Source organism: Cryobacterium ruanii, from assembly GCF_004404055.1.
GTDB lineage: Bacteria > Actinomycetota > Actinomycetes > Actinomycetales > Microbacteriaceae > Cryobacterium > Cryobacterium ruanii.
On sequence record NZ_SOHK01000009.1, the window covers coordinates 18,537 to 42,546 of the forward strand.

Genomic DNA, 24,010 nt, shown 5'->3' on the forward strand with positions numbered 1-24,010 from the left:
ATGTTCTCCTAAAACTTCACCTTGACGACGGCCATCATCCAAATCGACCCGACGACGAGCAGAATTGCCGCGACGACGAGCGCGAGGATTCCAACAATGCTTCCGAAAAACCCATTGAAGTAGCTCGGTTGCGTCAACAGCAGGAAGGCGAATACGCCGATGGGCAGTGCAATGAGTACGTAGGCGGAGATCTTGCCTTCCGCCGCGAGTGCTGTGACCTGCCTGCGGATCTGGTTCCGTTCGCGAATGGTGTGCCCGACCTGGTCGAGCACCTCCGAAAGATTCCCTCCGATTTCTCGGTTGATGGCGATTGCCTGCGCCACCCATTGAAAGTCGTCGCTGCGCATGCGCGTCGCGGTGTTGTCGAAGGCGTCGCCCAGTTCACGACCGATCCTCGTCTCGTTCACGACCCGGGCAAACTCGTCTGATGTTGGTGACTCCGTCTCGTGGGCGACGGCGTCAACGGCGCGGAGCAGGCTGTGACCGGCCCGGAGGCCGCCGGCGAGAAGTCCCAGGGTCTCATCCAGTTGATCGGCGAACTTGGCACGTCGGCGATCGGTGCGCAGCCTCAAAGCAACTTTCGCTCCGATCGGGGCCAGCACCGCGAAGACGAGCATGACTGGCACTGTCCACGGTGTCCCGATGCTGAGGAGCAGCCCGAGCAGTGCGAGCACGATGGAAGCTGACATGACCAGGAGCACAAATCCCGACGGTGCCAGGCGGATGTCCGCCTGCTCCAACTCTGTGGCGCTGAACGGCGCCCGCCCACGTCGATGAATCACCCCATCGATCGCTTTCACAGTTCGATCGGTCACCTTGGTCAGTACCGAGACTTCCGCGGCGTCCGGGGCACGCCGGCGCTCCAGTGGGACCCTCGCCAGGGGAGGAGCGATGACCAGAAAAACGAGTACGAGAAGCGCGATCAAGCCTGCCGCGATTCCGGCCGCGGCAACGAGATCGTTCATCGCCCGGACCGCGTCACGAGGTCGGCGTGGAAGACGCTGGGCGAGAGGTTGATGCCCAAGTCGCGGAATTTGTCCACGAATCGCGGTCGTACACCGGTTGCGATTGCATGTCCGAGTACTTTTCCGTCCTCGTCGATACCGGCGCCGTGGTCAAAGACGAAGGCATCTTGCATCGTGACAATGTCGCCCTCCATACCCTGAACCTCGGTCACGTGAGTGATGCGACGGGTCCCGTCCTTTAGCCGGCTGATTTGCACGATTACGTCGATCGCCGAGGAGATCTGTTCGCGGATCGCGCGCAACGGAAGTTCCATCCCCGCCATCAGCACGAGAGTTTCCAACCGAGCGATCGCATCGCGCGGCGCGTTGGCGTGTACCGTCGAGATTGATCCTTCATGGCCGGTGTTCATGGCTTGGAGCATGTCGAGGCTTTCCCCGCCGCGGCACTCGCCGATCACGATGCGGTCGGGCCGCATTCGGAGGGAGTTGCGCACGAGGTCCCTGATGGTGATCTCACCTTTGCCCTCGATGTTCGCGGGGCGCGATTCGAGCCGAATGACGTGCTCCTGCTGAAGTTGCAGCTCGACCGCGTCCTCGATGGTGATGATGCGTTCCTGGGGCGGGATGAAGCTGGATAAGACGTTGAGCAGGGTGGTCTTCCCTGTTCCGGTGCCGCCGGAGACGATGATGTTCAGTCGGGCCTTCACGCATGCGTCGAGCACCTGGGCCATATCTGCAGTCATCGTTCCGAAATTGATGAGGTCGCGGACGGTGAAGGGTTCGCGGGCGAACTTACGAATCGTCAACGATGAGCCGTCCACCGCTAGCGGCGGAATAATCGCGTTCACCCGGGATCCGTCGGCCAGGCGTGCATCTACCAGGGGCGAAGATTCATCGATTCTGCGACCGACCTTCGATACGATGCGCTCAATCACCCGCCGCAGTTGGGCCTCGCTCGTGAAGCGGGATTCGCTCAAACTGAGTTGGCCGTGCCGCTCAAGGAAGATCTGCTCGTGGCCGTTGACCATGATCTCGGTCACGGTTTCGTCGGCGAGAAGCGCCTCGAGGGGACCGTAGCCGAGCACGTCGGCTCCGATTTCGGTGATGAGCCGCGCGCGCTCCTCTGCGCTGAGGGGAACTTGTTCGGCCGAGACGATGTTGCCCAGCTCGACCCGTGCATAGGCGTGCAGCTGCTCCTCGCTGAGGCTCAAATCGTTCAGACGCATACCGATCCGCTTGAAGAGTTCCTGGGCGGTGCGTTCTTTGAGCTCGGCGAGAGGATCGACGAGAGCAGGGGCCTCCGGGGTGGTCGGGGCCAGTCCCGAATCGGCCGGATCCTCGGTGGGGCTGGCAACCAGCGGTGCCGTTCTCGCCCCCGGGATGGTCCCGATTCTCGTCGCGGAGCGGAGCGGGATTTCCGTCTCGCGCGCAGCATCTACTCGTTCGTTTAGTTTCATGTGACAACCACCCTTCGATGCAAGTGACCACGTTTGGGAAAAGCGTTGGGCTCGAACCGATGCACCAGGGCGGTGAGAGCGGTCGAGGCGGAGTTTCTTCTGCCGGCTTGCAGGATGGGGATGCCGCGGTTGGTCGACAGTGCCACGAGTGGTGAGCGTGGGATGGCGATGTCCACAGGCACACCGATGGTGGCCTCGATGTCCCGCACGCTCAGTCCGCTCTTGCGGTCGGCGAGGTTGAGTACCACGTGGCGGCCCGGCGGCAGCATGTTGATGCTGGAGAGCACTGCCAATTCCTTGCGGAGCCCGCGCGCGCTGGGGACCGACATGTCACACAGGAACACGGCATCGGTTGCGAGTTCGAGGGCGGCGAGGGCATGGTCGCCGAGGCCCGGCGCCGTGTCGATGATGACGTACCGGAAGATCTCGGAGAGCTGCTGGATCAAGTGACTGAGCTGGTCGCCGGTGACCCGGTCGCCGTCAGCGGGCAGGTCTGCGCCGCACACGGTGTAGAAGTCGCTCGGGTGTAAGGTCAGAAAAGTTTTCAGAACGATCGTGTCATGGGGCGCACTGCCCGTGACGAGGTCCGGCAGGGTGTGTGAGGGATTCAGCGACAGGGCCGTGGCGACGTCGCCGAACTGTGTGTCCGCGTCGATGAGCACGACCGAGAGCGGCGACAACCGGGCCAACCCGATGGCGAGGTTCGTGGCGACGGTCGTCTTGCCGAGGCCGCCCTTGGGCGCCACAACCGCGATGATCTGGCTTCGTACGCCGTATTGCGCCGGAAGCGTCTCGATCGGGGGTGCGGCGAGGTTACCGAGCACCGACGGGCCGCTATTCTGCGTCTGCCCCGGCTTCGGTTCGTCCCGGGCAAGCTCCAGTGTCTGTTCGAGCTCAGCTATCGACCCACCGTTGCAGAGCACCGGGGATGGGCGTTTCAACAGGCCCACCTGCTGATTTTGGGGTAGCACAGCAGTGTGTTTCGCGCTGAGATCCAGCACTGGATGGATAGTCCTCTCAGCGATCCACCCGTTCGAGGTTGGCCCGCTGTCCGCCGCGTTCACGATACTGATCCCCGGATACAGCCTGGCCAGTCCGGCGGAGATTTCGCGCGCACGCTCGTGGGAGAGGAACGCGCCCAGTAGTGCGGCGTCGGGCCGGTCCGCCGCCACGAGTCTGCCCAGGACGGCCGACGGGCCGAAGGCCAAAGGCCACCGCGCGACCAGTTTCAGGGCCTGCCCGAGGAGAACGTGCAGTCGGGTTTCGAATTCGTGGCTGTGTCCCAAAAGGAGGAGGCGACTCATCGAAACACGATGTTTCCGTCGACGAGGCTCGAACCGGTCTCGTCGGCCGTCGTGGGTTCTATGGTGAGCCAGACGCTGCCAAACTCCTGGCCCCACACGAGACTCTCGATGTCCGGGGTTGTGCGGGCGACGGTGACCATCACGACGCTGACTGGTTCGGCTGCGGTGTCGGAGTTTTGTGCTGCTGCGGTGGTGGCGCCCATCTGCACGGCGGTGACGAGTACTTTGTGGAAGACCTGTTTACTGACGGGAATGTCCGCTGTGCCGTCGGCCGGCTTCTTAGTCGCGGCGATGACCACACCGACGGTATCGCCGGCCTTGACCGTTCCGCCGACGACACGTTCCACGGGCAGCGCGAGGGTCAGCGACTGCATTCCCTCCGGAAGGGGAACAGTCCCGGCTACGGTGAGGTCGGCGGAGTCGACCCACCGAGACGTGATGAGCTGCTCGCCAGGCTCGAGCGAAATCTCCGCCACCATGCCGGCGATGGCGCTGAGCGTGGTGACGCGTCCGGGAACGGCCGCGATCGCCGGGATTTGCTTTTCATTGATGAAGGAACTGATCTTCTCCGCGGCCGTACCCTGGGGGATTTCTGTCTTCACCACGTAGACCGGCACGAACGCTGCGCCGTCGGCGGCGCGGGCGTCGGCAGTGCGCACATAGCCGGTGAGAACGACGGTGCCGGTGAGGGCGAGCACAATCGCAAGGATTGCACCGATGAGTCGAGTTTTCATTACATCTCCTACTTGGTCAATACGACGATGGGGGCGTTGAGCGTGGGACCGCCCAGCCCGAATGTGCTGTCAACTGAAACCATTTTCATAAAGACGCCCTGGATACCCCGCCAATTGTTGCCCTTCTTGCAATCTTTCGCATCGGCGGGGGGGCTGGGCGGGCAGAGCGGGGCCAGGGAATCGATGTCACTCGTGGACGGGAAATTCCAACCGGTGATGGTGAAGGACGCAAAGGCAAAGATGCGATATTCGGCATTGGAGCCCGTGCCACGAACGCGGTCGTAGATCGGTATGAGTACGTTCGTGCCCTTGAGGCTGGACAGTTTCGCACTGCAGTCGTTCGGCACATCGCCGCCGGCGTCGCTCCCCGCCCACAGCTCCCCGGCCGCGTTGAGGTTGAGGCTGAGGTCGATCGTCGCCTGGCAGGGGGCGGTTGTGTTGTCAAGCCAACCAAATCCGCCGGGGATGACCTCCTCCGAAGGACTTTTCTTGCACGTTTTGTTGGTATCGGTACGGACGGTCATATGCGCACCCTCCGCCCCCAGAGATTCCTGGAATTCACACAAAGACAGCGCTAGCGCGAGGACAGTCCCCGAGCCGGGGCCGCCCCACTCAGCGGTGGCCCTGGCTCTCACTGTCGACTCAGTGAAGCCTCCGGGCAAAAAGGAGGCGAAATAGTGCTGAAGGGCATTCTCGCCGTTCGCGGTCAGGGTCGAAGCTGTCACGGTGACCTTCTTGAGGTCCGTTCGCAGGTCGTACGCGACATTGGCGGCTGCGTCATTAGCGTTGTCGCTGGTATAGCTCGCGGCACGGCCGGCCGGATCGGTGCAGGTGCCATCGGCACAGTCATAGGCGATCGCGAGCGACGCGGCGTCAGCACCGTTTTGCAGCTGGGCACGTTCGGCGTACATCACTCCGACGTCGATCGAGAAAGCGAGAAACCCGAGAAGCAGCACCATCAGAAGACCCACGAGCACCGCGCTCGCGCCGCGTTCGGAGCGGAACCGACGATTCAACCACCGCATTGCATGACTCCTTTACCGGTCAGTGGCATGCTGGCGCCGAAATATCCGGTGACGAAATCGACGGTGTAGGTGACGGTCACGGTCGTCTTCGCACCAGCCACACATGTGGACGGGGAGATGGCAATGTTGCTGGCGGACAGTCCCGGCACCGATGGGGCCGCCTGCCAAGCGGTCTCTTTGGCGTCGGCTACGTTCTTGTGAATGGCCATATACCGGGCACCTTCGCGAGCGGCGCCGCTCAGGGAAATCTGCACGTTCAAGACCCGGCCGAACTCGATGATGCCGAATACGAGAACGACGAGCAGCGGAACAATGAGCGCGAACTCGACCGCCGCCGCGCCGCGTTCGCCTTTGGTGATACGCCTTCGCATCATGCGCGTTCCCTTTCAGTGTGAGCGGCGGCTTCCAAAACGGAAGCCGCCGCCGATGCACGGTGGGTTGACCGAGCGGCCGGCCCAGAGATTACGGGAGGCTAGCCGCCGAGCTTGGTCTGCACCAGGCCAAACTTGGTGTTCAACGCAATGCCGATGGCACCAACGGTGCCGATGATGACGACGGCGATGAGCGAGACCATCAGTCCGTACTCCACCGCCGTGGCACCCTCTTCGTCCGTGCGCATGCTGTTTACGAAAGCCTGGAACTTGGTGTAGATCTTCATCTCGGAATTCCGTTCTGTGTGGGCCGGCCTCAGAGTCGGCCGATCGGGTACACGAAAGATATTTCGCCTGAAGATTCCTCAATAGCCCCATTTGGAGTGCGACCCAATAAAGGGTGAACAGTGTGTCGGCTGTTGATCTACCGAAGGAGAGCTCGGGCATGAACCGTGATTCGAGACGGCGCGTGGGGAATTTTTCGGGGCAGGTTCTGCGCCGCTACGACTCCCGGAGTTTCACGAACGCACAACGAATATGGCCCCGCTGGCGGGGAGTCGACATGATTATCGAGCTTCGCGGGGGAATCACGCGGGCCCTAGTAGCAATGACGAGGGTGAGCGCTGGTGCTGGTTCGTGCAGAGGTACGGATAAAAGTACTCCCTAGGGACGTTGAGGGAACGAACGCGAGTCGACTGTGGCCGGTCAGGAGAAAAACACGCCCACGAAGGCCCCCGCGAGCATCGACGGCCCAAAAGGAAGCGAACTCGTCAACGTCGCCCGGCGGGCGGCGATCGCAGCCAGGGACACGAGGGAGCCGATGAGAAAGCCGCTGAAGCCGCCGACGAAAACGGGTGTCCAGCCCAGATAACCCAGGGGGAACCCGATGACGGCGGCCAGCTTGACGTCGCCCAGGCCTATGCCGCCGGGCGCCACGAGCGCGAGAAGGAGATAAAGCGCAAAAAGCGCAGCCGCCCCGAGCGCCGCTCCCAGCAGAGCCGGCCACTGATTCGTCACCCAAGCGGCTGCGGTGAGTAACGCGGGGAGCGCGACCAGCGACGGATAGATGATCGCGTTGGGCAATCGCTTCTCGGTGATGTCAACCACGGCCAACACCACGGCGATCCCAACCAGGTACAGGTAAGCGGGCAGTTCCTCGACCGGCCCAAGCACAAAGGCCACACCGGCGACGAGCGCGCCGGTGGATGCTCCCACGACCACCTGTACCGGCCAGCCGAAGCGGCGACCTCCTCGCAACATCCTCTCAGCGGCCCGGGTCAGCGGCACGCCAGAGGAGGCGCCGAGCACTGCGAGGGCCACCGGAAACCACACCTCCACAGCGCTAATACTCTTTCCGAGAAACGTCTATCATCTCGTTCTTTCCCCCGCCTGCGTGCACTGTTCGGATGGTTTCCCGACACATTTAGCCTAAATCAAGAACGCTCCCTCGAGTCGGGAGTCCTAAAAAAGCCGCCAACCGTCCTGGCCATCGACATGCACTCAATCTGCCATGCAGGAATATGACCCACATAAGCGGGGGCAAGGCCAGTAGTGTCTCTGGCCGCGTCGTGATTGACACGCACCATTGGGTGGCTGTGTGAATGATTCACGGATCGTGATCCCGTCACTCAGATCGAACTCAACGTGCCCACCTTCGCCACCCCGCAAAGCGCGATTCGACGTGCGGCCCGCCAGCGCGGCGGCCTTCTTCGGCCTATTCGTTTCTATCCCGATTGGCCACACACGTGGCCACTGTGGCACGAGGAACTGGGCGCCGTCAGCAGCGTGGGTCAGTCGTTGCAAAATTAAACGCCCCCCGATCTCCCGCGCCGGGCGTGTTGGTCTGGGAAATTTAGTTGCGAGTGATTCTGATCGCGCCCGGCCCGGCTTATGCGGTCGGCTCACCCGGACGGCTCACCCGGTGGCGGCCCGGCTCGGGCACTCGCGGAGATGTCAATGCCGTGCACCCGACGCCGCACAGAAACGGACGCGATCAGCCCCAACACAGTACAGCGCGTGACGGCCGTCTCATTCAGCGTCGCTGCGGCATCCGCTGCCTCGCAGGGATAGCCCGCGATTGCACCGGAGGCGGTGTCAGCGGCTGCGAGCGCTGCCGCATCAGCCGCGTTCGCGACGGACCGACTAACGACGAGCAACCCGAGGATCGTCACGATCAGGGTAGTCAATAGCACGGTGGCAGCCAGCACTGCGAGAGCGAGGATTGACCCAGCTCCACACTCGGCATTCCGGCACTCGGCAGGTCCGGCCTTCGAGTTATCACCTCGAGCGCTCATAATCCGCCGGCCAGGGCGCAGGAGTGCGCTTCGAGGATCAGGCCCACGAATATGCCCGGCAGACCCTGGGCAGCGACTCGAGCACAGACGAACTCGCCGCGGCGTTCCGACGACAGGCTCGCTCCCGATACCGCGCTCTGTACGAGCCCTGCGGCCCGGCCCGGACTGTCGCCACGGGCGAGCGCACGCGCTGCACTGGCGGCGGCATCCGTCAGCCTCACCTGCACGCCGACCACCTGCACGGCACCGAGGCAACAAGCCAGAACGAGCACGACCGCCGGAAAAGCCGTGGCGAATTCGGCCGTCGTGCTGCCCCGTGCGTCACGACGGCCTCCTCTACCCGATACTGAGCGCACGTCGCACCAGATCGGTGAGCATTCCCCGAACCTCGTCGCTGCGCAGAATGACAATGAGCAGCCCGGCGAATCCGACCGCAGCCATAGTGGCCACAACATATTCCGCGGTCGCCGCTCCGGCGTCGTCGGCCAGGCGTCTCAGCGCAGCGCGGCCGGGCACGGTCGATTTCGTCGGTGCTGCAGTGTTTGTCAGCGCCATTCTCACCAGCGCTGCTCCAGGCACAGACATCTTTGTATACACAGACTCGTCTCCTTCAGCGTCCATCGACGCAGGTTGGGCGGCACGAGCAGGTTCACTCTGCTCCGATCGATCCGTCCGCGCCGCGGCGTCCGCTTATCTGTGGATAGTTTCAGAGCGTCACCAGGGTGGAGGAAAGCACGCTGATCAGCAGCGGCACCACCCCGACGAGCATGAACGCGGGCAGCACGCAGAGGCCGAGCGGCAGCATGAGCGTCACCGAGAGTGTCGCGGCCCGCCGCTGCCCCGCACTGCGGGCATCGCGACGCAGTTGTTCGGCCTCGCTTCGCAGCAATTCTGCTGCTGGAACTCCCGCCCGCATCGAGAGGTCGAGCACCCGATCGATGGGGTCGATGTCGGCATCGGACACAATTCCGTAGCGCACGGCCGCTGCCTCCAGCAAGGCCCGCGAACGGTCGACCGACCCGCCGCCAGACATGGCAATCGCCATGAGTTCCAGTCGCAGCCCGGGCGTCAGGTCTGTGGGAGCGGCCCGGCGCACGAGCGCGCGGCTCCAACTCGCGGCCGCGAGCATCAACAGAGCGCCGCCGCCAAGGCAGACCAGCCCGGGCACGGTCGCGAACAGGGTGTGCAGTGAGTCGAAACCCATCAGGCTGCCGAAAAGCACACCGATCACCGGCAGCACCATAACCAGCCGGGCCGTCGCTCGCGGGGCCGCCAGTGCTATCTCCAGATCACGCTGCACCTGGGCGAGTTCGCGCAGCGACGCGGCGAGTTCACGCAGGCATCCGGCGAGCGGCGCACCCGCCTGGGTAGCGACCTGCCAGGCCGCAGCGAGTCCAAGCCACGCCCGCTCAGCCTGCCCGCGTGCCTCACCCCGTCGCCCGGCATGTACTGCGGCGCGCCGGGCGCCGCCGACCGAAGGACTCACCCCCGCTTCCCGCTGCGCCTGGCCGGCGATCGCGTCGGCCACACTGTTGCCGCGGGTCGCGGCCCGGGCTGCAGCCCGCAGGATACTGGTGGTCGCCGAATCAACCCGGCTGGCCGGCAACGAGCCGCCCGGCCGCCCGGCCGGGAGCGGCGCAGTATTCGGACCGCCCGACCCATGCGGAGCCGGCAACAGATATCCCCAGGCCGACACCGGGGAAACGCCGGCCGACAGCAACACCGCGAGCCGCTGCGTGACCGCCGCGACCTCCTCGATCGGTGGTGCCGCATCAGCCCGTCGCACGGTCGCACGCTGTTTAGGAACAGGGGCCAACCCCGCTGATCCCGCACGCATCAGACGGCCTCGATCGACAAACGGTCGCGGCCGTTGAGGGTGAACCGACCGACCGCTTCGAGCCTGCGCATCCCGTCGGAACGTTCCAGGTGCAGCACCAGCCCGATCGCGCTCACCGTCTGCCGAGCCACGGCCGCGGCGCTCATTCCGGCCAGGGCTCCGAGCGCTTCTAGCCGGGCCGGAACGTCTTCGAGCGAATTCGCGTGCAGGGTACCGGCTCCCCCGTCGTGCCCGGTGTTGAGGGCCGCGAGCAACTCACGAATCTCCGACCCGCGACATTCCCCGAGCACGAGCCGATCCGGCCGCATACGCAACGCCTCCCGCAACAGCGCCTCCAGACCGATGCGCCCAGCCCCCTCCAGGTTGGCCTGCCGGGCCTCCAGGGCGACCACGTGCGGATGCCGGATGCGCAATTCCGCCACATCTTCGATCGCGACAATGCGCTCGTCGGCCGGCGCCTCGCCGAGCAGCGCCGCCAGGAGGGTGGTCTTTCCACTTCCGGCGGCACCGGTAATGAGCAGATTTTGGCGGCCACGCACCGCAGCACGCAGCCGGCTCAGCCGGGCAGCGGACGCCTCCCCCACGCCGAACAACCCGGCCTCAGCGAGTGCACCGAGGCTGCGGTCTGCCGCGTGCGGCAGCCTGATCGAGAGCAGCGTTCCCGTGCTCGACACCGGGGGAAGCACAGCGTGCACCCGGATACCGTCGGCCAGGCGCACGTCGACGCACGGGCTCGCCTCGTCGATGTGCCGCCCGCCGAGCGCGATCAGCCGCACGGCCAACTCCCGCACAGCGGCCTCGCCGAACTGCCAGGACGGCGCGAACGTGAGGCCGTGCCCGGCATCGATCCAGAGACCGGATTCCCCGTTGACGAACAGGTCCGTGGTTTCGGGGCGTGCGGCAAAATTGGCCAGCGGACCAAGGGCGCTCACGTTCAGGCGTTCGCTGCCGACTCCCGCCGGTTGGGCGGCATCCGTTGTAGCCGTGCGATGCCGGGCGGCGTTCGTGGGGTGCGGCGCAGCCGCCGCACGGGCAGACGACACCGCGGAGTCATCGGCTCGCTGCGCTGCGACCGGTGCGGCCTGGGGCGGAACAGCGTAGGACGGAACGGCGACGAAGGGCTGGCCCATGCTTCGACGTTAGGGGGAGCCGCCCGCACGCCCGATGGCCGCTGCGGAATCTGTGGACAGCCCGCCCGCCGATGGAGCAGGGGAGGACGCGCCGCACAAGCACGCGGATAACCAGGTACCCGGATTAACAGGTATCCGGATTAAATAGAAGGGGCGGCACCTATTGGGGGGAACAGGTGCCGCCTAGCACCACGCAGATTGGGGGGAACCGTACGCGATGCTGGTCAAAACTTTCGTTCAGACATGCATCAGTTTACGCAGCCGAGAACAAATTGCAAGTCCAATGTCCTCATTAGAGAGGACACTCACCCGGGGGGTACAAAATTTCCCTGAAACGGGGGCCCGTTTCTCCATATTTCGTTTGTGTATACAGAGATTGACCCGGAACCGGTAGGGTTCAGGTGAGCTGGCAATGTCTGCATGCACGTACCGCAAAGGAGCGAATTACACATATGACGGTAAAAATTGACACCCTCCTGCACGAATCGCGTCGATTCGCGCCCACTCCCGAATTCGCCGCACAGACGGCAGCCACACCGCACCTGTACACAGACGCTCAGAAGGACCCGGCCACGTTTTGGGCTGATCAGGCCCGTAATCTCCTGCACTGGCACAAGCCGTTCACCAAGACCCTCGACTGGACCAATCCGCCGTTCGCGAAGTGGTTCGAAGACGGCGAACTCAACGTCGCCTTCAACTGCCTCGACCGTCACGTTCTCGCCGGCAACGGCGACCGCGTCGCGCTCTACTTCGAGGGCGAGCCCGGCGATTCCCGCAGCTACACCTACGCCGAACTGACCACCGAGGTCAAAAAGGCCGCAAATGTATTGCTCGGGCTCGGAGTCACGGCCGGCGACCGCGTGGCTGTCTACCTGCCGATGATTCCCGAGGCCGTCATCTCCATGCTCGCCGTCGCCCGCATCGGCGCCGTGCACTCCGTCATCTTCGGCGGGTTCAGCGCGGAAAGCCTGCGCTCACGCATCGACGATGCCAACGCCGTGCTCGTCATCACGGCCGATGGCGGCTACCGCAAGGGCAAGATCAGCGCCCTCAAGCCGGCCGTGGATGCCGCCCTGCAGACCAATGATTCCTCGGTGAGAAACGTGCTCGTGGTCAAGCGCACTGGCCAGGACGTGCAGTGGAACGACCGCGACATCTGGTGGTCTGACGCCATGGAGACGGCCTCACCCGAGCACGAAGCCAAGGCTTTCCCGGCCGAGAATCCGCTCTTCATTCTGTATACATCGGGCACGACCGGTGCTCCCAAGGGCATCCTGCACACCAGCGGCGGCTACCTCACGCAGAACGCGTTCACCCACCAGAACGTTTTCGACCTCAAGCCCGAAACGGATGTTTACTGGTGCACCGCCGACGTCGGCTGGATCACCGGACACAGCTACGTGGTCTACGGTCCGCTCGCCAACGGCGCGACCCAGGTGCTCTACGAGGGCACCCCTGATTCCCCGCACACCGGTCGTTGGTGGGAAATCATCGAGAAGTACAAGGTCTCGATTCTGTATACAGCGCCGACGGCCATTCGTACGTTCATGAAGCTGGGGCGTCAGATTCCGCAGAAGTTCGACCTGTCGAGCTTGCGCGTGCTCGGCTCCGTCGGTGAGCCCATCAACCCCGAGGCCTGGATGTGGTACCGCGAGGTCATCGGCAGCAATCTCACGCCGATCGTCGACACCTGGTGGCAGACCGAGACCGGATCGATCATGGTCTCGGCTCTCGCCGGTCTCACCGAGACGAAGCCGGGCGCCGCTCAGGTTCCGGTTCCCGGCATCACCATCGACGTGCTTGACGACGACGGCCAGCACGTCGGCCACGGCAACGGCGGGCTCCTCGTGGTCACCCAGCCCTGGCCGGCCATGCTGCGCGGCATCTGGGGCGACCCTGAACGCTTCAAGGAAACCTACTGGGACAAGTTCGAGGGCACCTCCGGTGCGAAGGACGGCCCGCTGTACTTCGCCGGTGACGGAGCTCGTCTCGACCACGACGGTGACATCTGGTTGCTCGGCCGCGTCGACGACGTTATGAACGTGTCGGGCCACCGCCTGTCCACCGCTGAAATCGAGTCGTCCCTCGTGGCACACTCGCTCACGGCCGAAGCCGCGGTGGTCGGCGCGGCCGATGAGACGACCGGTCAGGCCGTCGTCGCGTTCGTGGTGATCAAGTTCAGCCAGGCCGAGATCGCCTCACACGAGGACATCGTGGGCATTCTGCGGGCGCACGTGGCCCAGCAGATCGGTGCCATTGCCCGCCCGCGCGACATCTACATCGTCGACGAGCTGCCGAAGACCCGTTCCGGCAAGATCATGCGCCGCCTCCTGCGCGATGCGGCCGAGGGGCGCGACGTCGGCGACGTGACGACCCTCGCCGACACGATGGTGATGAACACCATCACCGCGCAGATGAAGAAATAGCTCCGCGGCACTCCTGGAACCGCTGGGGCCGCTCTTTGCAAGGGAGCGGCCCCAGTCACGTGCCACCGATCTTGCATAACTCCTGCAAGTCGCAGCCGGGCTCAGACTTTGCCTTGATTGCTAGCGAATGTCTGGCACGGCCGGATGGAATTGCAGGAGTTATGCAGCGGTGTTACGCGAAGGCGACGACGAACTCGACCTCGACCGGGGCGTCGAGCGGCAGCACCGCAACACCGACGGCGGAACGCGCGTGCCGGCCGATGTCGCCGAAGATCTCGACGAGCACGTCGGAGGCGCCGTTGATCACGGTCGGCTGACCGGTGAAGGTGGGGTCGGACGCGACGAAGCCGGTGACCTTGACCACCTGGGTGATGCGGTCAAGCGACCCGATCACGCTCTTGATGGCGGCGAGGCCGTTGAGCGCGCAGGTGCGCGCGTACTCCTGGGCGTCAGCGGCGGGAACCAGGCCGTGGCCGTCACCGACCTTGCCAGCGGCGGGCAGCGCGCCTGACACCATCGGCAGCTGCCCGGCGGTGTAGACGAACCCGTTGCTGATCACTGCGGGCAGGTAGGCGGCGACCGGCGGAACGACACTCGGCAATTCAAGGCCCAGTTCGGCTAGGCGTGCTTCGATGTTCGACACGATTAGGCCTCTTCCTTGGGTGCGAGCGGGCGTTTCAGATAGGCAACGAGGCCACCCTCGGGGCCGGGTACGACCTGCACGAGTTCCCACCCGTCAGTGCCCCAGTTGTTCAAAATGGCGGCCGTATTGTGGATCATCAACGGCGTTGTGAGGTATTCCCAGGCGGGCATGTGACTCCTATTGAGGCGGGCATTCAGATTTGTCGCTTAAGCTCAATTCTATGTCTGCCAAAAATCGAACCGTGAGCGGGGCTCTGGGGGGGTTCCTGGGTCTCGTCGGGATGAGTGCCGTTGTCGGTATTCTCGTGACCGCCGCCGTCGCCCCAGCCGTCGCCCTGTCCGGCATGGCCGCAACGAACACCATCAACGTGTTCGACAGTTTGCCCGAGTATCTCTCCATTGATCGGCTTTCCCAGAAGAGCAACATTTATGCATCCACCAACTCCGAAGATCCGGTGGGCACCCGGGTTCTCCTCGCCTCGTTCTACGAACAGAACCGGGTCGACGTCCCGTCCGACGCGATCAGCCAGTTCGCCAAGGATGCCGCCATCGCCGGTGAAGACCCGCGCTTCATGGAGCACGGCGGCGTAGACATCCAGTCCAGTTTTAACGGTGCCGTGCAGACCCTGGCCGGCGGTGAAACCCGCGGTGGCTCGTCGATCACGCAGCAGTATGTCAAGAACGTGCTCATTCAAAAGTGCGCGGTCATGACCGACGCTGACGAGGCCAAGACCTGCTACGCCGACGCCACCAAGACGACCGCCGACCGCAAGCTGCGCGAAATGCGCCTGGCCATCGGCCTCGAGAAGAAGTACGAAAAAGGAGACATTCTTCGCGGTTACCTCAACATCGCCGGCTACGGCGGAACTGTGTACGGCATTGAAGCCGCCGCCAATTATTACTTCAATACCACCGCACTAGCCCTGACGCTGCCGCAGGCAGCGAGCCTGGTGGCGATCGTCAACAACCCGGTCAAGTTTCAGCTCGACCGCCCCGACAGCGAAACCAACGGCGCGGCCAACGGCTACGCCGACAATAAGTTTCGTCGCGACTACATTCTCAAAGAGATGCTGAAGTATGACAAGATCGCCCAGGCCGACTACGACGCGGCCATCGCCACGCCGATCGAACCGGTCATCACCGTTCCGAGCACCGGTTGCCAGACCGCCGGCGACAACGCCTTCTTCTGCGACTACGTGACCAAGATCCTCAAGAACGACGTGACCTTCGGCGCCACCGAAGAGGAGCGCCTGGCCAACTTCAGCCAGGGTGGGTTCAATGTCTACACCACCCTCGATCTCGACCTGCAGGCCACCGCAGTCGCCGCCCTCAACGCGAACGTTCCCAAGACCTACAATGACTGGAATATCGGCGGCGTGGTGTCCAGCGTGCAGGTGGGTACCGGCAACGTTCTGGTGATGACCCAGAACAAGGACTACAGCCAGGACCCGGACGTGCAGGCCACCGGCGCCAACTACACGAGCATCAACTACAACACCGACTTCGCCTATGGTGGCTCCGGCGGATTCCAGCCCGGATCTACCTACAAGGTGTTCACCCTGGCCGAGTGGCTCAAGGAAGGCCATGCGCTCACTGAGCGGGTCGATTCGCGCCGCAAGTCGAACTGGGGAGTGTTTCAGGACAGCTGTCTGGGACCGCAAAACTACGACAACGACACGCCGCCATTCAACCCCCGAAACGACGGCGGCAGCAGCGAATCGAATCCCAACTACACCGCCTTGCAGTCCACGATCGGCTCCATAAACACGGGCTTTATCGGCATGGCTAAGAAGCTCGACCTATGTGGAATTCGCAAGACAGCAGAAAACTTCGGCGTGCACCCCGCCAACGGCAGTGACCTCGGACAGAACGCCGCGTCGGTGCTCGGCACCAACACGATCGCACCACTCACCATGGCGGTCGCCTTCGCCGGCATCGCCAACAACGGAATGACCTGCAGTGCCGTCGCGATCTCGAAAATCATCGGGTCCGACGGAACCGAGCTACCCATTCCCAAATCGAACTGCATCCAGTCGGTCGAACCGGCAGTCGCCGCGGGAATGCAGTACGCCATGGAGGGCGTCATGACGAGCGGAACGGCGCGCGCGTCGAACGGCGCGACCTCTCCGCGAGTGCCGATGATTGGCAAGACCGGAACCACAGACGGTGCCAAAGACACGTGGATGAGCGGGGCGAGCACCAAGGTGGCCACGGTTGTCGGCGTAGTCAACGTCGGCGGTACCAATTGGAAGAGCCAGCGCAGCTATAACGCCAACCTGTTTGGCAAGTCTGCTGCGACGGCGCGCCACCGTATCTGGCCGATCGTCATGTCTGCCGCCAACAGTAAGTTCGGCGGCGACGCCTTCCCCGAAGCCTCGTCGAACGTGATCAACGCGGTGGCCGTTCCGGTTCCCGATGTGCGCGGCAAGTCGATGTCCGAAGCCAAGACCACCCTGGAGGCGGCCGGCTTCCTGTTCGTCGACGGCGGCGTGACCAGCTCGGAGATGCCCGCCGGCACCGTAGCCAACACGGATCCGGCCGGCGGCGCGGCATCCACTCGCGGCGCCACGGTTACGGCCTTCTCGAGCGACGGCACCGGGGTCGTCATCCCCGCCGTGATCGGCAAGACCGAAGCGGATGCCCGCACCACGCTTTCCGCCGCCCCCTACGGTTTCAGCGTGGCCAAGCTCGAACAGACGGTGACCGACAAGGCGCAAGATGGCAAGGTTGTCGCCATTCAGCCCGGCGAGGGCACGGCCACTCGCCCCGGCGACGCCGTGACGATTGTCATTGGTAAGTACACCGCGCCCGCCGCCGACACGAAACCCAAAGAGTGACCGCGCTTCGCCGCGCCGGCGAGGGCAGACAGCTCGTCGGCACCTCACTCGCGGCGGCGGGCGCACTCGGCCTCGCCGTCTTCGCCTGGGGTGCGCTCGTGGAGCGCACCCGGTTCACGCTGCGCGAGGTGAGCGTTCCGGTGCTCGCACCGGGGTCGCCGCCGATTCGTGTGCTGCATCTCTCCGACCTGCACATGGCGCCGTGGCAGAGAAACAAACAGGAATGGGTACGCAGCCTCGCCGCGTTGAAGCCCGACCTCATCGTGGACACCGGCGACAACCTCGGGCACGAAGACGGCGTCAGGGGCATCGAGTACGCCCTCGCCCCGTTCCGCGGAATTCCCGGCGTATTCGTCAACGGTTCCAACGACTATGTCGGACCGCAGCTCAAGAACCCGTTCACCTACTTCGGCGGGCCGTCGAGCCGGCGCAGCATTCGCCCAGAGGAACTGGACACCGACGCCCTGCGCCGTGTGTTCGTCGATCTCGGCTGGACCGACATCAACAATGCGGCCGAGTCTCTCGACCTGAACGGCACCCACGTGGAGTTCTTCGGCGTCGACGACCCGCACATCGGGCGGGACCGGCTCGACCTGATCACGCGTGCGATCGACGATTTGCGGGCCAACGATCCCCTCGGCGACGATGTCTGGCCCGACCCGGAAGAGGCCGCAGCGCCGCGATCCACGCTCACCGTTGGAGTCGCCCACGCGCCGTACCAGCGCGTGCTGAACTCCTTCGTGAACCACGGCGCCCAGCTGATCCTGGCCGGGCACACCCACGGCGGCCAGGTCTGCGTGCCCGGTTTCGGCGCGCTTGTGACCAATTGCGATATTCCGCGCCGCCAGGTGAAGGGCTTGAGCCTCTGGAACCACGGCCTGCGCACGGCTTTCCTCAACGTTTCAGCCGGCCTCGGAACCTCGATTTACGCGCCCGTGCGCTTCGCCTGCCCGCCCGAGGCAACCCTGCTCACCTTGACTGCTGCCTGACTGCCCGCTCAATTCGTCGTGGGCCGCTTTGAGCGCCTATACTAAGGGAGGCCCACGGGCCATCGGGGTATGGCGCAGCTTGGTAGCGCGCGTCGTTCGGGACGACGAGGTCGCAGGTTCAAATCCTGTTACCCCGACCGCAGTGGAAACAACAAATCCCCCGCTCCAGTGGAGTGGGGGATTTGTTGTAGAATTCCCTGTGACTTCTACGCCCGCCATCCCCCCGTCACCCGTCATTCCACGCCGAGCCTGGCAGGCCCTGATCGTGCTCCTCGCCGGCATGTTCATGGCGCTGCTCGATACGACCATCGTGAACGTGGCGCTGCCCAGCATTCGAACGAGTCTCGACGCAAGCGAGGCCACCCTCTCGTGGATCATCTCCGGGTACGCCCTCGCCTTCGGCCTCGCGCTCATTCCGGCGGGCCGGATCGGCGACCGCGTCGGCCACAAATGGGTCTTCTTCACAGGCCTGGCCTTGTTCACGCTTGCGAGCCTCGCCTGCGGGCTTGCGCAGAACGACCTGCAGCTGATCGTGGCCCGCGTCGTGCAGGGCCTGGCCGGCGGAATGTTCGTACCGGCAGTGACGGCCGTGATTCAGCTGATGTTTCCACCCTCGGCCCGCGGCAGAGCATACGCGATCATGGGCTCGGTCATCGGCGTCTCTACCGCCCTCGGCCCCATCGTCGGTGGGCTGATCATTGAAGCCTTCGGCGTCGAGAACGGCTGGCGCCTGGTGTTCTGGGTGAACCTGCCGATCGGCGTTCTCGCCCTCGTGGCCACCGTCTTTCTGCTACCCGGCGGTGCCGCGATTCCCCAGAAGGCCCAGGTGTCGCGGGCTGGCATCGACTGGCTCGGACTCGTGCTTCTCTCTTCCGGTCTGGTCGCACTCCTGGTACCGCTCATCGAGGGAGAGGATCAGGGCTGGCCGCTCTGGACCTTTTTGACCCTCGCTGCCGGGGCATTGCTCGTCGTTGCCTTCGGTGCCTGGGAGGTGCGGGTTGCCAAGCGCGGCGCCAGCCCGCTCGTGCCGCCCCACTTGTTCTCTCACCCGGCGTTCACCGGCGGCGTGGTCCTCGCACTGGTTTACTTCGCCGCCTTCACCAGCATCTTCTTCACCATCTCAATCCTCTGGCAGGCGGGTCTCGGGCACACCGCCCTCGAGTCGGGGCTCGTGTCCATTCCGTTCGCGATCGGTACGATTCTCGGCGCCTCGCAGAGCGACCGGCTTGCCAAGCGCCTCGGACGCACCGTGCTCGTGGTCGGCGTGGCCTTCGTCACGATTGGCCTGATCTGGATTTGGCTGGTCATGCTCCTGACGACGCCGGGCGACCTGACCAACTGGCACCTGCTTCCACCGCTGTTCATCGCCGGCCTCGGCAGTGGATTCTTCATCGCGCCGAACGTGTCCTTCATCGTCGCAACCGTCGACCGTTCCGAAGCCGGCGGCGCGAGCGGCGTGGTCGGCGTGATGCAGCGCGTCGGCAGTGCCGTCGGGATCGCCGTGATCGGCAGCGTGTTCTTCGGGACGCTGACTGTGCCCGGGCCCGGAGCGGATGCCCTCGCCATCGCATTCACGCACAGCGCCACCATGGCGATGGCGGTCAGCGCCGGGTTCGCGGTTCTCGCGCTCGTTCTCGTGTTCGCGCTGCCGAAGCGCGTTACCAGCATCGGCTCGGCCGCCGCCGCCTAGCGGATGCCACGCCGGATTCGTCGATTGGCGCCTAACCGATTCGAGTCAGCTCGGTGAACGACATCGTGGCGCTCGAGCCGTCAACGCAGGTTTGATAGAGCAAGTCGAAGCCGTGCGGAATGGCGCCGGCATTGTCGGTGGCCGCGTTCAGCACGGCGGCGATCGATCCGACCCGAAACGTTCCGGAGACCACCCCGGTCAGGATGATCGTGCTGCCCTCCCCCGGAAACATTGATCCCCCGCAGAACCAGTGCTCGGCGATAACCGGCGTGCCGTAGTAGGCACCGATATCGACAGCACCGCTGCAGGCGTCGATCTCATCCTGCCATCCGACAGTCCAGACCGTTTCCGAGTACGCGCCGGATGGTGCCCCGCTGCTCTGCACCGCGATGACGGAGGGCACACCCCCGGCCAGAGTCAGCGGCGCGGCACTGGGCGGCGCGGTAACAGGCGATAGCGCAAGAATTACCAGCGCGAACATCGCCGCCAGGACGAGAATTTGGCGCTGAAAGTCATTGCGCACTGCTCTGACCACGACAGCCCTCTTTCGAGACAGGGGCAGGAATCTACGAACGAGGTGTCATTAAACATCCGCTCGCAGGAGCTATCCACCCCCAAGTGGCGTAGACCGGGAGTTCGACCGATGCAATCAGGACCATGCAACTAGGGCATAGTGGGCTAGCAACCAGGAGGTGTCATGACCGCGATTCGTCGGTACGGACTGTTTCGGCGGACCGCCCTCTCGTTCGCGCTCGCCTATATCGTGGCGCTCGCCCTGATCGCGTTCTGGCCCACCCCGGTCGATCGCGGCATGCACGGGTCGATCTCATTGGCCGTGCTCTGGCTGCACGCCCACGGAATTCCAACCTGGCTGAACTACGCGGCAATCGAATTCACGGCAAATATCGCCCTGTTCGTTCCGGTCGGTCTGCTCCTCGTCGTACTCGCCGGCCCGCACCGTTGGTGGCTTGGTCCGGTGGTCGGCGCGCTGGTCAGCACCCTGATTGAGCTTGGCCAGCTCGTTTTGCTGCCCGAGCGTTTTGCCACGGTCAACGATGTGGTCGCGAACAGCTTCGGTGCGCTGCTCGGCGCGGGTGTCGCGATCGTCGTGTTGCGGCTGGTTCTGCGACCGCGCCCGTTTAGGCTCCATCTACCGCACCACGACCAGCCACGATAAATCCGGGTTGGACCTAGTGGATTCTCTCTGCTACCTTCGGCAGAATGAATCGTCGAAAGTTTCTCACTTTGTCAACTGCCGGCGCAGCCACGCTTGGATTCGGTGCGCTCGGCGCACCCGCCGCTTTCGCTGCCACCGCTCCGAAGCTACCCGGAGAGGTGTCGCGCCTGTCGAATGTGCTCACCCAGAAGGGGAAGAAGCTCTACGACAACATCGAAGTGGATATCGGCGGTGATCGGGCCCGCCTGTTCATTCCGCAGACGATCTCGCGCAACTCTGCGGCGTCAGTGGGTGCTGTGTGGTTCTACCACGCGGCCTCCAGTTCGCACAACGCTCTCAACGGCGGCTTCAAGTACCCCGGCGAGCTCGTCGTCGACCAGAACACCATCGCCATCTGCATCAATGCCGGCGGCACCCAGTACACCAATTCCATCGCCACCAATGCCCAGAAGAACGCCTGGACCTACCTGAACTCGCTCTACACCGTGCGCCGCAACTTTCTGCGGGCCACGTCATTCGGCGGATCGCTGGCCTGCTACACCTACGGCAAGAAGCTCATCCCGTATATTCGCGGCCTGTACATGGTCAATGCCCTCTACGACAACGAGTGGCTCTACGCCTACGACACCCAGAACCAGGCGCGTGTCGGTGATGCCTACGGCAACGACCTCACCTTGATCAAGGGCACCAACCCGGCGCGCATCAGCGCGACGCCGTGGAGCAACAGCCGGGTGAAGGTACTCGTCTCCGATGACGCCCACCCCGACACTGTGGTCGTTCCGAGCAAGAACGGACTCGCCCTGATCAATAAGATCAAGCCGGTCGCCGCGGACGCCCAGGTCATGTACCACACGCTCGCCCACGAGACGCCAGGCTTCGCCCACACGGACATGATGAAGACCTTTGCGCAGTGGTCGGTGTAGCGAACCAGACGAGGGTCGATTGGGTTGATGGCGCCAAAGGCATCGCCATACTGCTCGTTGCGCTCGCGCACGCGGTGCAGTGGACGGTAATCTCCGGCCTCACCCCTGAATTGTGGAGCAAGATCAACCTCGTCTTCATCGTGTTTCGCATGCCGCTGTTCTTTCTCGCCTCCGGCCTGTTTGCCGCCTCGATCATCGCGCGTACGTGGCCCACACTCTGGCGTACTCGACTGAGCCTGCTGGTCTGGGCGCTGCTGCTCTGGACGCTCGTGCGCTTCGGTTACTTCTCACTGCTGCCCAACCCGGCAGGCTTCGACGAGACCAACCCGATCGACCTACTGCTCGCCCCCGTGCGCCCCAGCAATGGCTTGTGGTTTCTCTATGCGCTCGCCCTGTTCTTCGTGGCCGCCAAGCTCATGAGGGACCGCGTCGACTGGCGGATGCAGATCGGCGGCGCCGCCGTGCTGTCGGTGCTGTTCTTCGCCCGAGCCGACACCGGCAACATTGCCTGGAACGGCATCGGCCGCTACTTCTTGTTCTTTCTGCTCGGCTGCTATCTGCGCGAGTGGATCCTCGCCTTCGTCAACCGGCCCAGCCGCCTCGGCGCCCTCGGGCTGGGCCTCGGGTTCGCCGCGGCTTTCCTCGGACTGGCCGGCGTCATTCTCACCGTTGACGCGCGAATGCCGTTCATCACCGGCACACTCGTGCTGGCCAGTCTGCTCGCCCTCGGCGCTGGCCTGCTCGTGGCCCGGTTTCTACTGGGCTTTCGGGCGATGAGCTGGCTGTCCTACGTCGGTCGTAACACCCTGCCCATCTACGTCCTGCACGTGCTGTTCGTCTCGGCCCTGACCAGCGTGCTGCTGCTCGCCCGCGGCGAGGCCTGGCTCGATCGCCTCGGCCCCGTATTGCCCGTGCTCGTCGCCGGCGGGGCCGTCGCCGCCTCGCTGCTATTCTGGCGCATAGTGCGCGACTTGCCGCTGCTTCGGTACGGATTCATCGTTCCAAGATGGTTCGCCGCGCCGACCCGGTTTGGGCACGCGCCGAGGCTGACATCGGCAGGGTCGGCAGCGCCGGCAGATTCGGCAGAGCGGATGCTGCCGCGCAGCGAATGAGGCGATCGCGCCGCCGGCAGCGTGCGTTCCTGGTACTCACCGGCCTGGTGCTGCTGACCGTGGGCTTGCTGGCCGTCACCACAAGAACGGTGATGTTCCCGCGGGAAGACCCACCCGTCTTTGCCGACGCCATCGTCGTTCTCGGTGGGCTCGGAAGCGCCGCCGTGGTGGCGAAGGCCGTGGACCTCGCCCAAGCCGGGTACAGCGGGCACATCCTCATCTCGGACGCGTTCGGCGGTGATACCCGCCCGGCGAACCTGTGCGCCCGCCCGGTGCCGGTACCGGGCACGACGGTTGAGGTTGAGTGCTTCGATCCGAAGCCCACGACCACTCGCGGTGAAGCCGAAGCCATTGCCGCGATTGCGACTTCGCGAGGCTGGAATCGAGTGGTCGTGGTCACCTCGAGCTATCACGTGAGCCGGGCCCGGGTGCAGATCAGTCGGTGCTACGCAGGTTTGCTCGCGGTGATGGGCGCCCGTCAGCCGATGGATCCGCTGAAATGGGCCTACCAGTTCGGCTACCAGAGCGCAGGCTTCGTCAAGGCCTGGGTCACGCCCGCTTGTTGATCTGGAACCCTTCGGCGATGGAATCGATCCGCTGCCGGTAGGTCTGGCCGACCATGTCGGCCTCGGCCGGCCATGCGGCGAGCGCCGCGTGGAACTCGGGCCATTGCTTGATCGGCCGGGCCGGAACGCCGGCCACGATGGTGCCGTCCGGCACCGACGCGGTGACCACCGAACCTGCTCCGACTACGCACCGGTCGCCGATTCGAACGCCCGGCAGCACGGTGACACCGGCGCCGATGAAGACGTCCGAGCCCACCCGAATCGGTGCAAACCGGTAGCGGCGGCCGCGCTCGTCCCGGTAGAGCCAGCCGGAACCGTCATGGGTGATGAACGTCACACCGGAGCTGATCGTCACCCGGTCACCGACCGAGATGAGCCACGGCTCCGTCGTGGCAATGTCAGAGAGGATGCGGCAGCCAGCGCCGATTTGCACGCCCAAGGCCCGCATGGCGTACACCCGGCCCCGGGTGCTGCGTTGAAATCTGTAGGTCAGGCGGGACAATTTCACCGGAAACTCCACTTCATTGGTGG

25 protein-coding genes and 1 tRNA gene are annotated in these 24,010 nt (G+C 64.4%); 9 read left to right on the forward strand and 17 right to left on the reverse strand.

Annotated features, from left to right (window positions below; genetic code table 11):
* Nucleotides 1–8: 8 nt before the first annotated feature.
* The 13 genes from E3T47_RS06005 to E3T47_RS06065 all read right to left on the reverse strand — a co-directional run bounded on the left by E3T47_RS06005 (nucleotide 9) and on the right by E3T47_RS06065 (nucleotide 11,117).
* Nucleotides 9–965 carry a type II secretion system F family protein gene (locus E3T47_RS06005; protein ID WP_134555249.1) on the reverse strand — a complete coding sequence of 319 codons (957 nt, stop codon included), beginning with the start codon at nucleotides 963–965 and terminating at the stop codon, nucleotides 9–11.
* Nucleotides 962–2,422, reverse strand: coding sequence for a TadA family conjugal transfer-associated ATPase (locus E3T47_RS06010; RefSeq protein ID WP_134555250.1), 1,461 nt, complete (start codon nucleotides 2,420–2,422; stop codon nucleotides 962–964). The genes E3T47_RS06005 and E3T47_RS06010 overlap by 4 nt, the downstream gene beginning before the upstream one ends.
* The gene (locus tag E3T47_RS06015; protein ID WP_134555251.1) at nucleotides 2,419–3,726 is read right to left on the reverse strand and encodes a CpaE/TadZ family protein; all 1,308 of its coding nucleotides are present in this window, start codon (nucleotides 3,724–3,726) and stop codon (nucleotides 2,419–2,421) included. The genes E3T47_RS06010 and E3T47_RS06015 overlap by 4 nt, the downstream gene beginning before the upstream one ends.
* Entirely contained in the window at nucleotides 3,723–4,460 is a 738-nt protein-coding gene (gene cpaB / locus E3T47_RS06020) for a Flp pilus assembly protein CpaB (RefSeq protein WP_134555252.1), read from the reverse strand. The genes E3T47_RS06015 and cpaB overlap by 4 nt, the downstream gene beginning before the upstream one ends.
* 8 nt (nucleotides 4,461–4,468) lie before the next feature.
* Nucleotides 4,469–5,485, reverse strand: a complete 1,017-nt coding sequence (locus tag E3T47_RS06025; protein WP_134555253.1) for a pilus assembly protein TadG-related protein — start codon at nucleotides 5,483–5,485, stop codon at nucleotides 4,469–4,471.
* Complete coding sequence (locus E3T47_RS06030; RefSeq protein ID WP_338419378.1) at nucleotides 5,473–5,859, reverse strand: TadE/TadG family type IV pilus assembly protein; 387 nt, start codon at nucleotides 5,857–5,859, stop codon at nucleotides 5,473–5,475. Before E3T47_RS06030 ends, E3T47_RS06025 begins: the two co-directional genes overlap by 13 nt.
* Nucleotides 5,860–5,957: 98 nt before the next feature.
* A complete protein-coding gene (locus E3T47_RS06035) occupies nucleotides 5,958–6,143 on the reverse strand; it encodes a Flp family type IVb pilin (protein WP_198416597.1) in 186 nt (61 codons plus the stop codon).
* A 418-nt stretch (nucleotides 6,144–6,561) separates the two neighbouring features.
* A complete protein-coding gene (locus E3T47_RS06040; RefSeq protein WP_206751329.1) occupies nucleotides 6,562–7,176 on the reverse strand; it encodes a prepilin peptidase in 615 nt (204 codons plus the stop codon).
* 581 nt (nucleotides 7,177–7,757) lie between these two features.
* On the reverse strand, nucleotides 7,758–8,150 hold the full coding sequence (locus E3T47_RS06045) for an Rv3654c family TadE-like protein (RefSeq protein WP_134555255.1): 393 nt from the start codon (nucleotides 8,148–8,150) through the stop codon (nucleotides 7,758–7,760).
* Nucleotides 8,147–8,506 (reverse strand): TadE family type IV pilus minor pilin, encoded by a 360-nt coding sequence (locus E3T47_RS06050; RefSeq protein ID WP_134555256.1) that lies wholly within the window; start codon nucleotides 8,504–8,506, stop codon nucleotides 8,147–8,149. Before E3T47_RS06050 ends, E3T47_RS06045 begins: the two co-directional genes overlap by 4 nt.
* Complete coding sequence (locus E3T47_RS06055) at nucleotides 8,487–8,705, reverse strand: DUF4244 domain-containing protein (protein ID WP_134555257.1); 219 nt, start codon at nucleotides 8,703–8,705, stop codon at nucleotides 8,487–8,489. The genes E3T47_RS06050 and E3T47_RS06055 overlap by 20 nt, the downstream gene beginning before the upstream one ends.
* A gap of 151 nt (nucleotides 8,706–8,856) precedes the next feature.
* Nucleotides 8,857–9,936 carry a type II secretion system F family protein gene (locus E3T47_RS06060; protein WP_241982001.1) on the reverse strand — a complete coding sequence of 360 codons (1,080 nt, stop codon included), beginning with the start codon at nucleotides 9,934–9,936 and terminating at the stop codon, nucleotides 8,857–8,859.
* Nucleotides 9,937–9,986: 50 nt separating this feature from the next.
* Entirely contained in the window at nucleotides 9,987–11,117 is a 1,131-nt protein-coding gene (locus tag E3T47_RS06065) for a TadA family conjugal transfer-associated ATPase (RefSeq protein WP_134555258.1), read from the reverse strand.
* Nucleotides 11,118–11,569: 452 nt separating this feature from the next.
* On the opposite strand from E3T47_RS06065, the gene acs reads away from it, so the two are divergent.
* Nucleotides 11,570–13,543: an acetate--CoA ligase gene (gene acs, locus E3T47_RS06070; protein ID WP_134555259.1), complete on the forward strand. Its 1,974-nt coding sequence runs from the start codon at nucleotides 11,570–11,572 to the stop codon at nucleotides 13,541–13,543.
* Nucleotides 13,544–13,715: 172 nt separating this feature from the next.
* Here the strand turns inward: acs and E3T47_RS06075 are convergent, their stop codons facing one another.
* Both E3T47_RS06075 and E3T47_RS15825 read right to left on the reverse strand, forming a co-directional pair.
* On the reverse strand, nucleotides 13,716–14,186 hold the full coding sequence (locus tag E3T47_RS06075) for a RidA family protein (RefSeq protein ID WP_134555260.1): 471 nt from the start codon (nucleotides 14,184–14,186) through the stop codon (nucleotides 13,716–13,718).
* Nucleotides 14,187–14,188: 2 nt separating this feature from the next.
* Nucleotides 14,189–14,356, reverse strand: a complete 168-nt coding sequence (locus E3T47_RS15825; RefSeq protein ID WP_166788150.1) for a Sp36 family protein — start codon at nucleotides 14,354–14,356, stop codon at nucleotides 14,189–14,191.
* A 71-nt stretch (nucleotides 14,357–14,427) separates the two neighbouring features.
* On the opposite strand from E3T47_RS15825, the gene E3T47_RS06080 reads away from it, so the two are divergent.
* From E3T47_RS06080 to E3T47_RS06095, 4 genes are all read left to right on the forward strand, one after another.
* Complete coding sequence (locus E3T47_RS06080) at nucleotides 14,428–17,022, forward strand: transglycosylase domain-containing protein (protein WP_241982003.1); 2,595 nt, start codon at nucleotides 14,428–14,430, stop codon at nucleotides 17,020–17,022.
* Nucleotides 17,019–18,011 (forward strand): metallophosphoesterase, encoded by a 993-nt coding sequence (locus E3T47_RS06085; RefSeq protein WP_134555262.1) that lies wholly within the window; start codon nucleotides 17,019–17,021, stop codon nucleotides 18,009–18,011. Before E3T47_RS06080 ends, E3T47_RS06085 begins: the two co-directional genes overlap by 4 nt.
* 63 nt (nucleotides 18,012–18,074) lie before the next feature.
* Nucleotides 18,075–18,148 (forward strand) — tRNA-Pro (locus E3T47_RS06090).
* Between the two features lie 62 nt (nucleotides 18,149–18,210).
* Entirely contained in the window at nucleotides 18,211–19,701 is a 1,491-nt protein-coding gene (locus E3T47_RS06095; RefSeq protein ID WP_241982005.1) for an MFS transporter, read from the forward strand.
* 31 nt (nucleotides 19,702–19,732) lie between these two features.
* On the opposite strand, the gene E3T47_RS06100 is transcribed toward E3T47_RS06095, so the two are convergent.
* Nucleotides 19,733–20,236 carry a hypothetical protein gene (locus tag E3T47_RS06100; protein WP_134555263.1) on the reverse strand — a complete coding sequence of 168 codons (504 nt, stop codon included), beginning with the start codon at nucleotides 20,234–20,236 and terminating at the stop codon, nucleotides 19,733–19,735.
* Between the two features lie 162 nt (nucleotides 20,237–20,398).
* Between E3T47_RS06100 and E3T47_RS06105 the strand changes: the two genes are divergently transcribed.
* The 4 genes from E3T47_RS06105 to E3T47_RS06120 are packed head-to-tail and all read left to right on the forward strand — an operon-like array spanning nucleotide 20,399 to nucleotide 23,479.
* On the forward strand, nucleotides 20,399–20,878 hold the full coding sequence (locus tag E3T47_RS06105; RefSeq protein WP_134555264.1) for a VanZ family protein: 480 nt from the start codon (nucleotides 20,399–20,401) through the stop codon (nucleotides 20,876–20,878).
* 44 nt (nucleotides 20,879–20,922) lie between these two features.
* Nucleotides 20,923–21,801 carry a twin-arginine translocation signal domain-containing protein gene (locus E3T47_RS06110; RefSeq protein WP_134555265.1) on the forward strand — a complete coding sequence of 293 codons (879 nt, stop codon included), beginning with the start codon at nucleotides 20,923–20,925 and terminating at the stop codon, nucleotides 21,799–21,801.
* A complete protein-coding gene (locus E3T47_RS06115; protein WP_134555266.1) occupies nucleotides 21,789–22,913 on the forward strand; it encodes an acyltransferase family protein in 1,125 nt (374 codons plus the stop codon). Before E3T47_RS06110 ends, E3T47_RS06115 begins: the two co-directional genes overlap by 13 nt.
* Nucleotides 22,910–23,479, forward strand: a complete 570-nt coding sequence (locus tag E3T47_RS06120) for a YdcF family protein (RefSeq protein WP_166805632.1) — start codon at nucleotides 22,910–22,912, stop codon at nucleotides 23,477–23,479. The genes E3T47_RS06115 and E3T47_RS06120 overlap by 4 nt, the downstream gene beginning before the upstream one ends.
* Here the strand turns inward: E3T47_RS06120 and E3T47_RS16535 are convergent.
* Entirely contained in the window at nucleotides 23,463–23,987 is a 525-nt protein-coding gene (locus E3T47_RS16535) for an acyltransferase (protein ID WP_134555268.1), read from the reverse strand. The genes E3T47_RS06120 and E3T47_RS16535 overlap by 17 nt on opposite strands.
* Nucleotides 23,988–24,010 lie beyond the last annotated feature (23 nt).

Bases quoted from the DNA above. Each gene is read 5' to 3' on its own strand.
- E3T47_RS06005 (WP_134555249.1), bottom strand. From the start codon at position 965: ATGAACGATCTCGTTGCCGCGGCCGGAATCGCGGCAGGCTTGATCGCG.
- E3T47_RS06010 (WP_134555250.1), bottom strand. From the start codon at position 2,422: ATGAAACTAAACGAACGAGTAGATGCTGCGCGCGAGACGGAAATCCCG.
- E3T47_RS06015 (WP_134555251.1), bottom strand. From the start codon at position 3,726: ATGAGTCGCCTCCTCCTTTTGGGACACAGCCACGAATTCGAAACCCGA.
- cpaB (WP_134555252.1), bottom strand. From the start codon at position 4,460: ATGAAAACTCGACTCATCGGTGCAATCCTTGCGATTGTGCTCGCCCTC.
- E3T47_RS06025 (WP_134555253.1), bottom strand. From the start codon at position 5,485: ATGCGGTGGTTGAATCGTCGGTTCCGCTCCGAACGCGGCGCGAGCGCG.
- E3T47_RS06030 (WP_338419378.1), bottom strand. From the start codon at position 5,859: ATGATGCGAAGGCGTATCACCAAAGGCGAACGCGGCGCGGCGGCGGTC.
- E3T47_RS06035 (WP_198416597.1), bottom strand. From the start codon at position 6,143: ATGAAGATCTACACCAAGTTCCAGGCTTTCGTAAACAGCATGCGCACG.
- E3T47_RS06045 (WP_134555255.1), bottom strand. From the start codon at position 8,150: ATGAGCGCTCGAGGTGATAACTCGAAGGCCGGACCTGCCGAGTGCCGG.
- E3T47_RS06055 (WP_134555257.1), bottom strand. From the start codon at position 8,705: ATGGCGCTGACAAACACTGCAGCACCGACGAAATCGACCGTGCCCGGC.
- E3T47_RS06065 (WP_134555258.1), bottom strand. From the start codon at position 11,117: ATGGGCCAGCCCTTCGTCGCCGTTCCGTCCTACGCTGTTCCGCCCCAG.
- acs (WP_134555259.1), top strand. From the start codon at position 11,570: ATGACGGTAAAAATTGACACCCTCCTGCACGAATCGCGTCGATTCGCG.
- E3T47_RS15825 (WP_166788150.1), bottom strand. From the start codon at position 14,356: ATGCCCGCCTGGGAATACCTCACAACGCCGTTGATGATCCACAATACG.
- E3T47_RS06105 (WP_134555264.1), top strand. From the start codon at position 20,399: ATGACCGCGATTCGTCGGTACGGACTGTTTCGGCGGACCGCCCTCTCG.
- E3T47_RS06110 (WP_134555265.1), top strand. From the start codon at position 20,923: ATGAATCGTCGAAAGTTTCTCACTTTGTCAACTGCCGGCGCAGCCACG.
- E3T47_RS06120 (WP_166805632.1), top strand. From the start codon at position 22,910: ATGAGGCGATCGCGCCGCCGGCAGCGTGCGTTCCTGGTACTCACCGGC.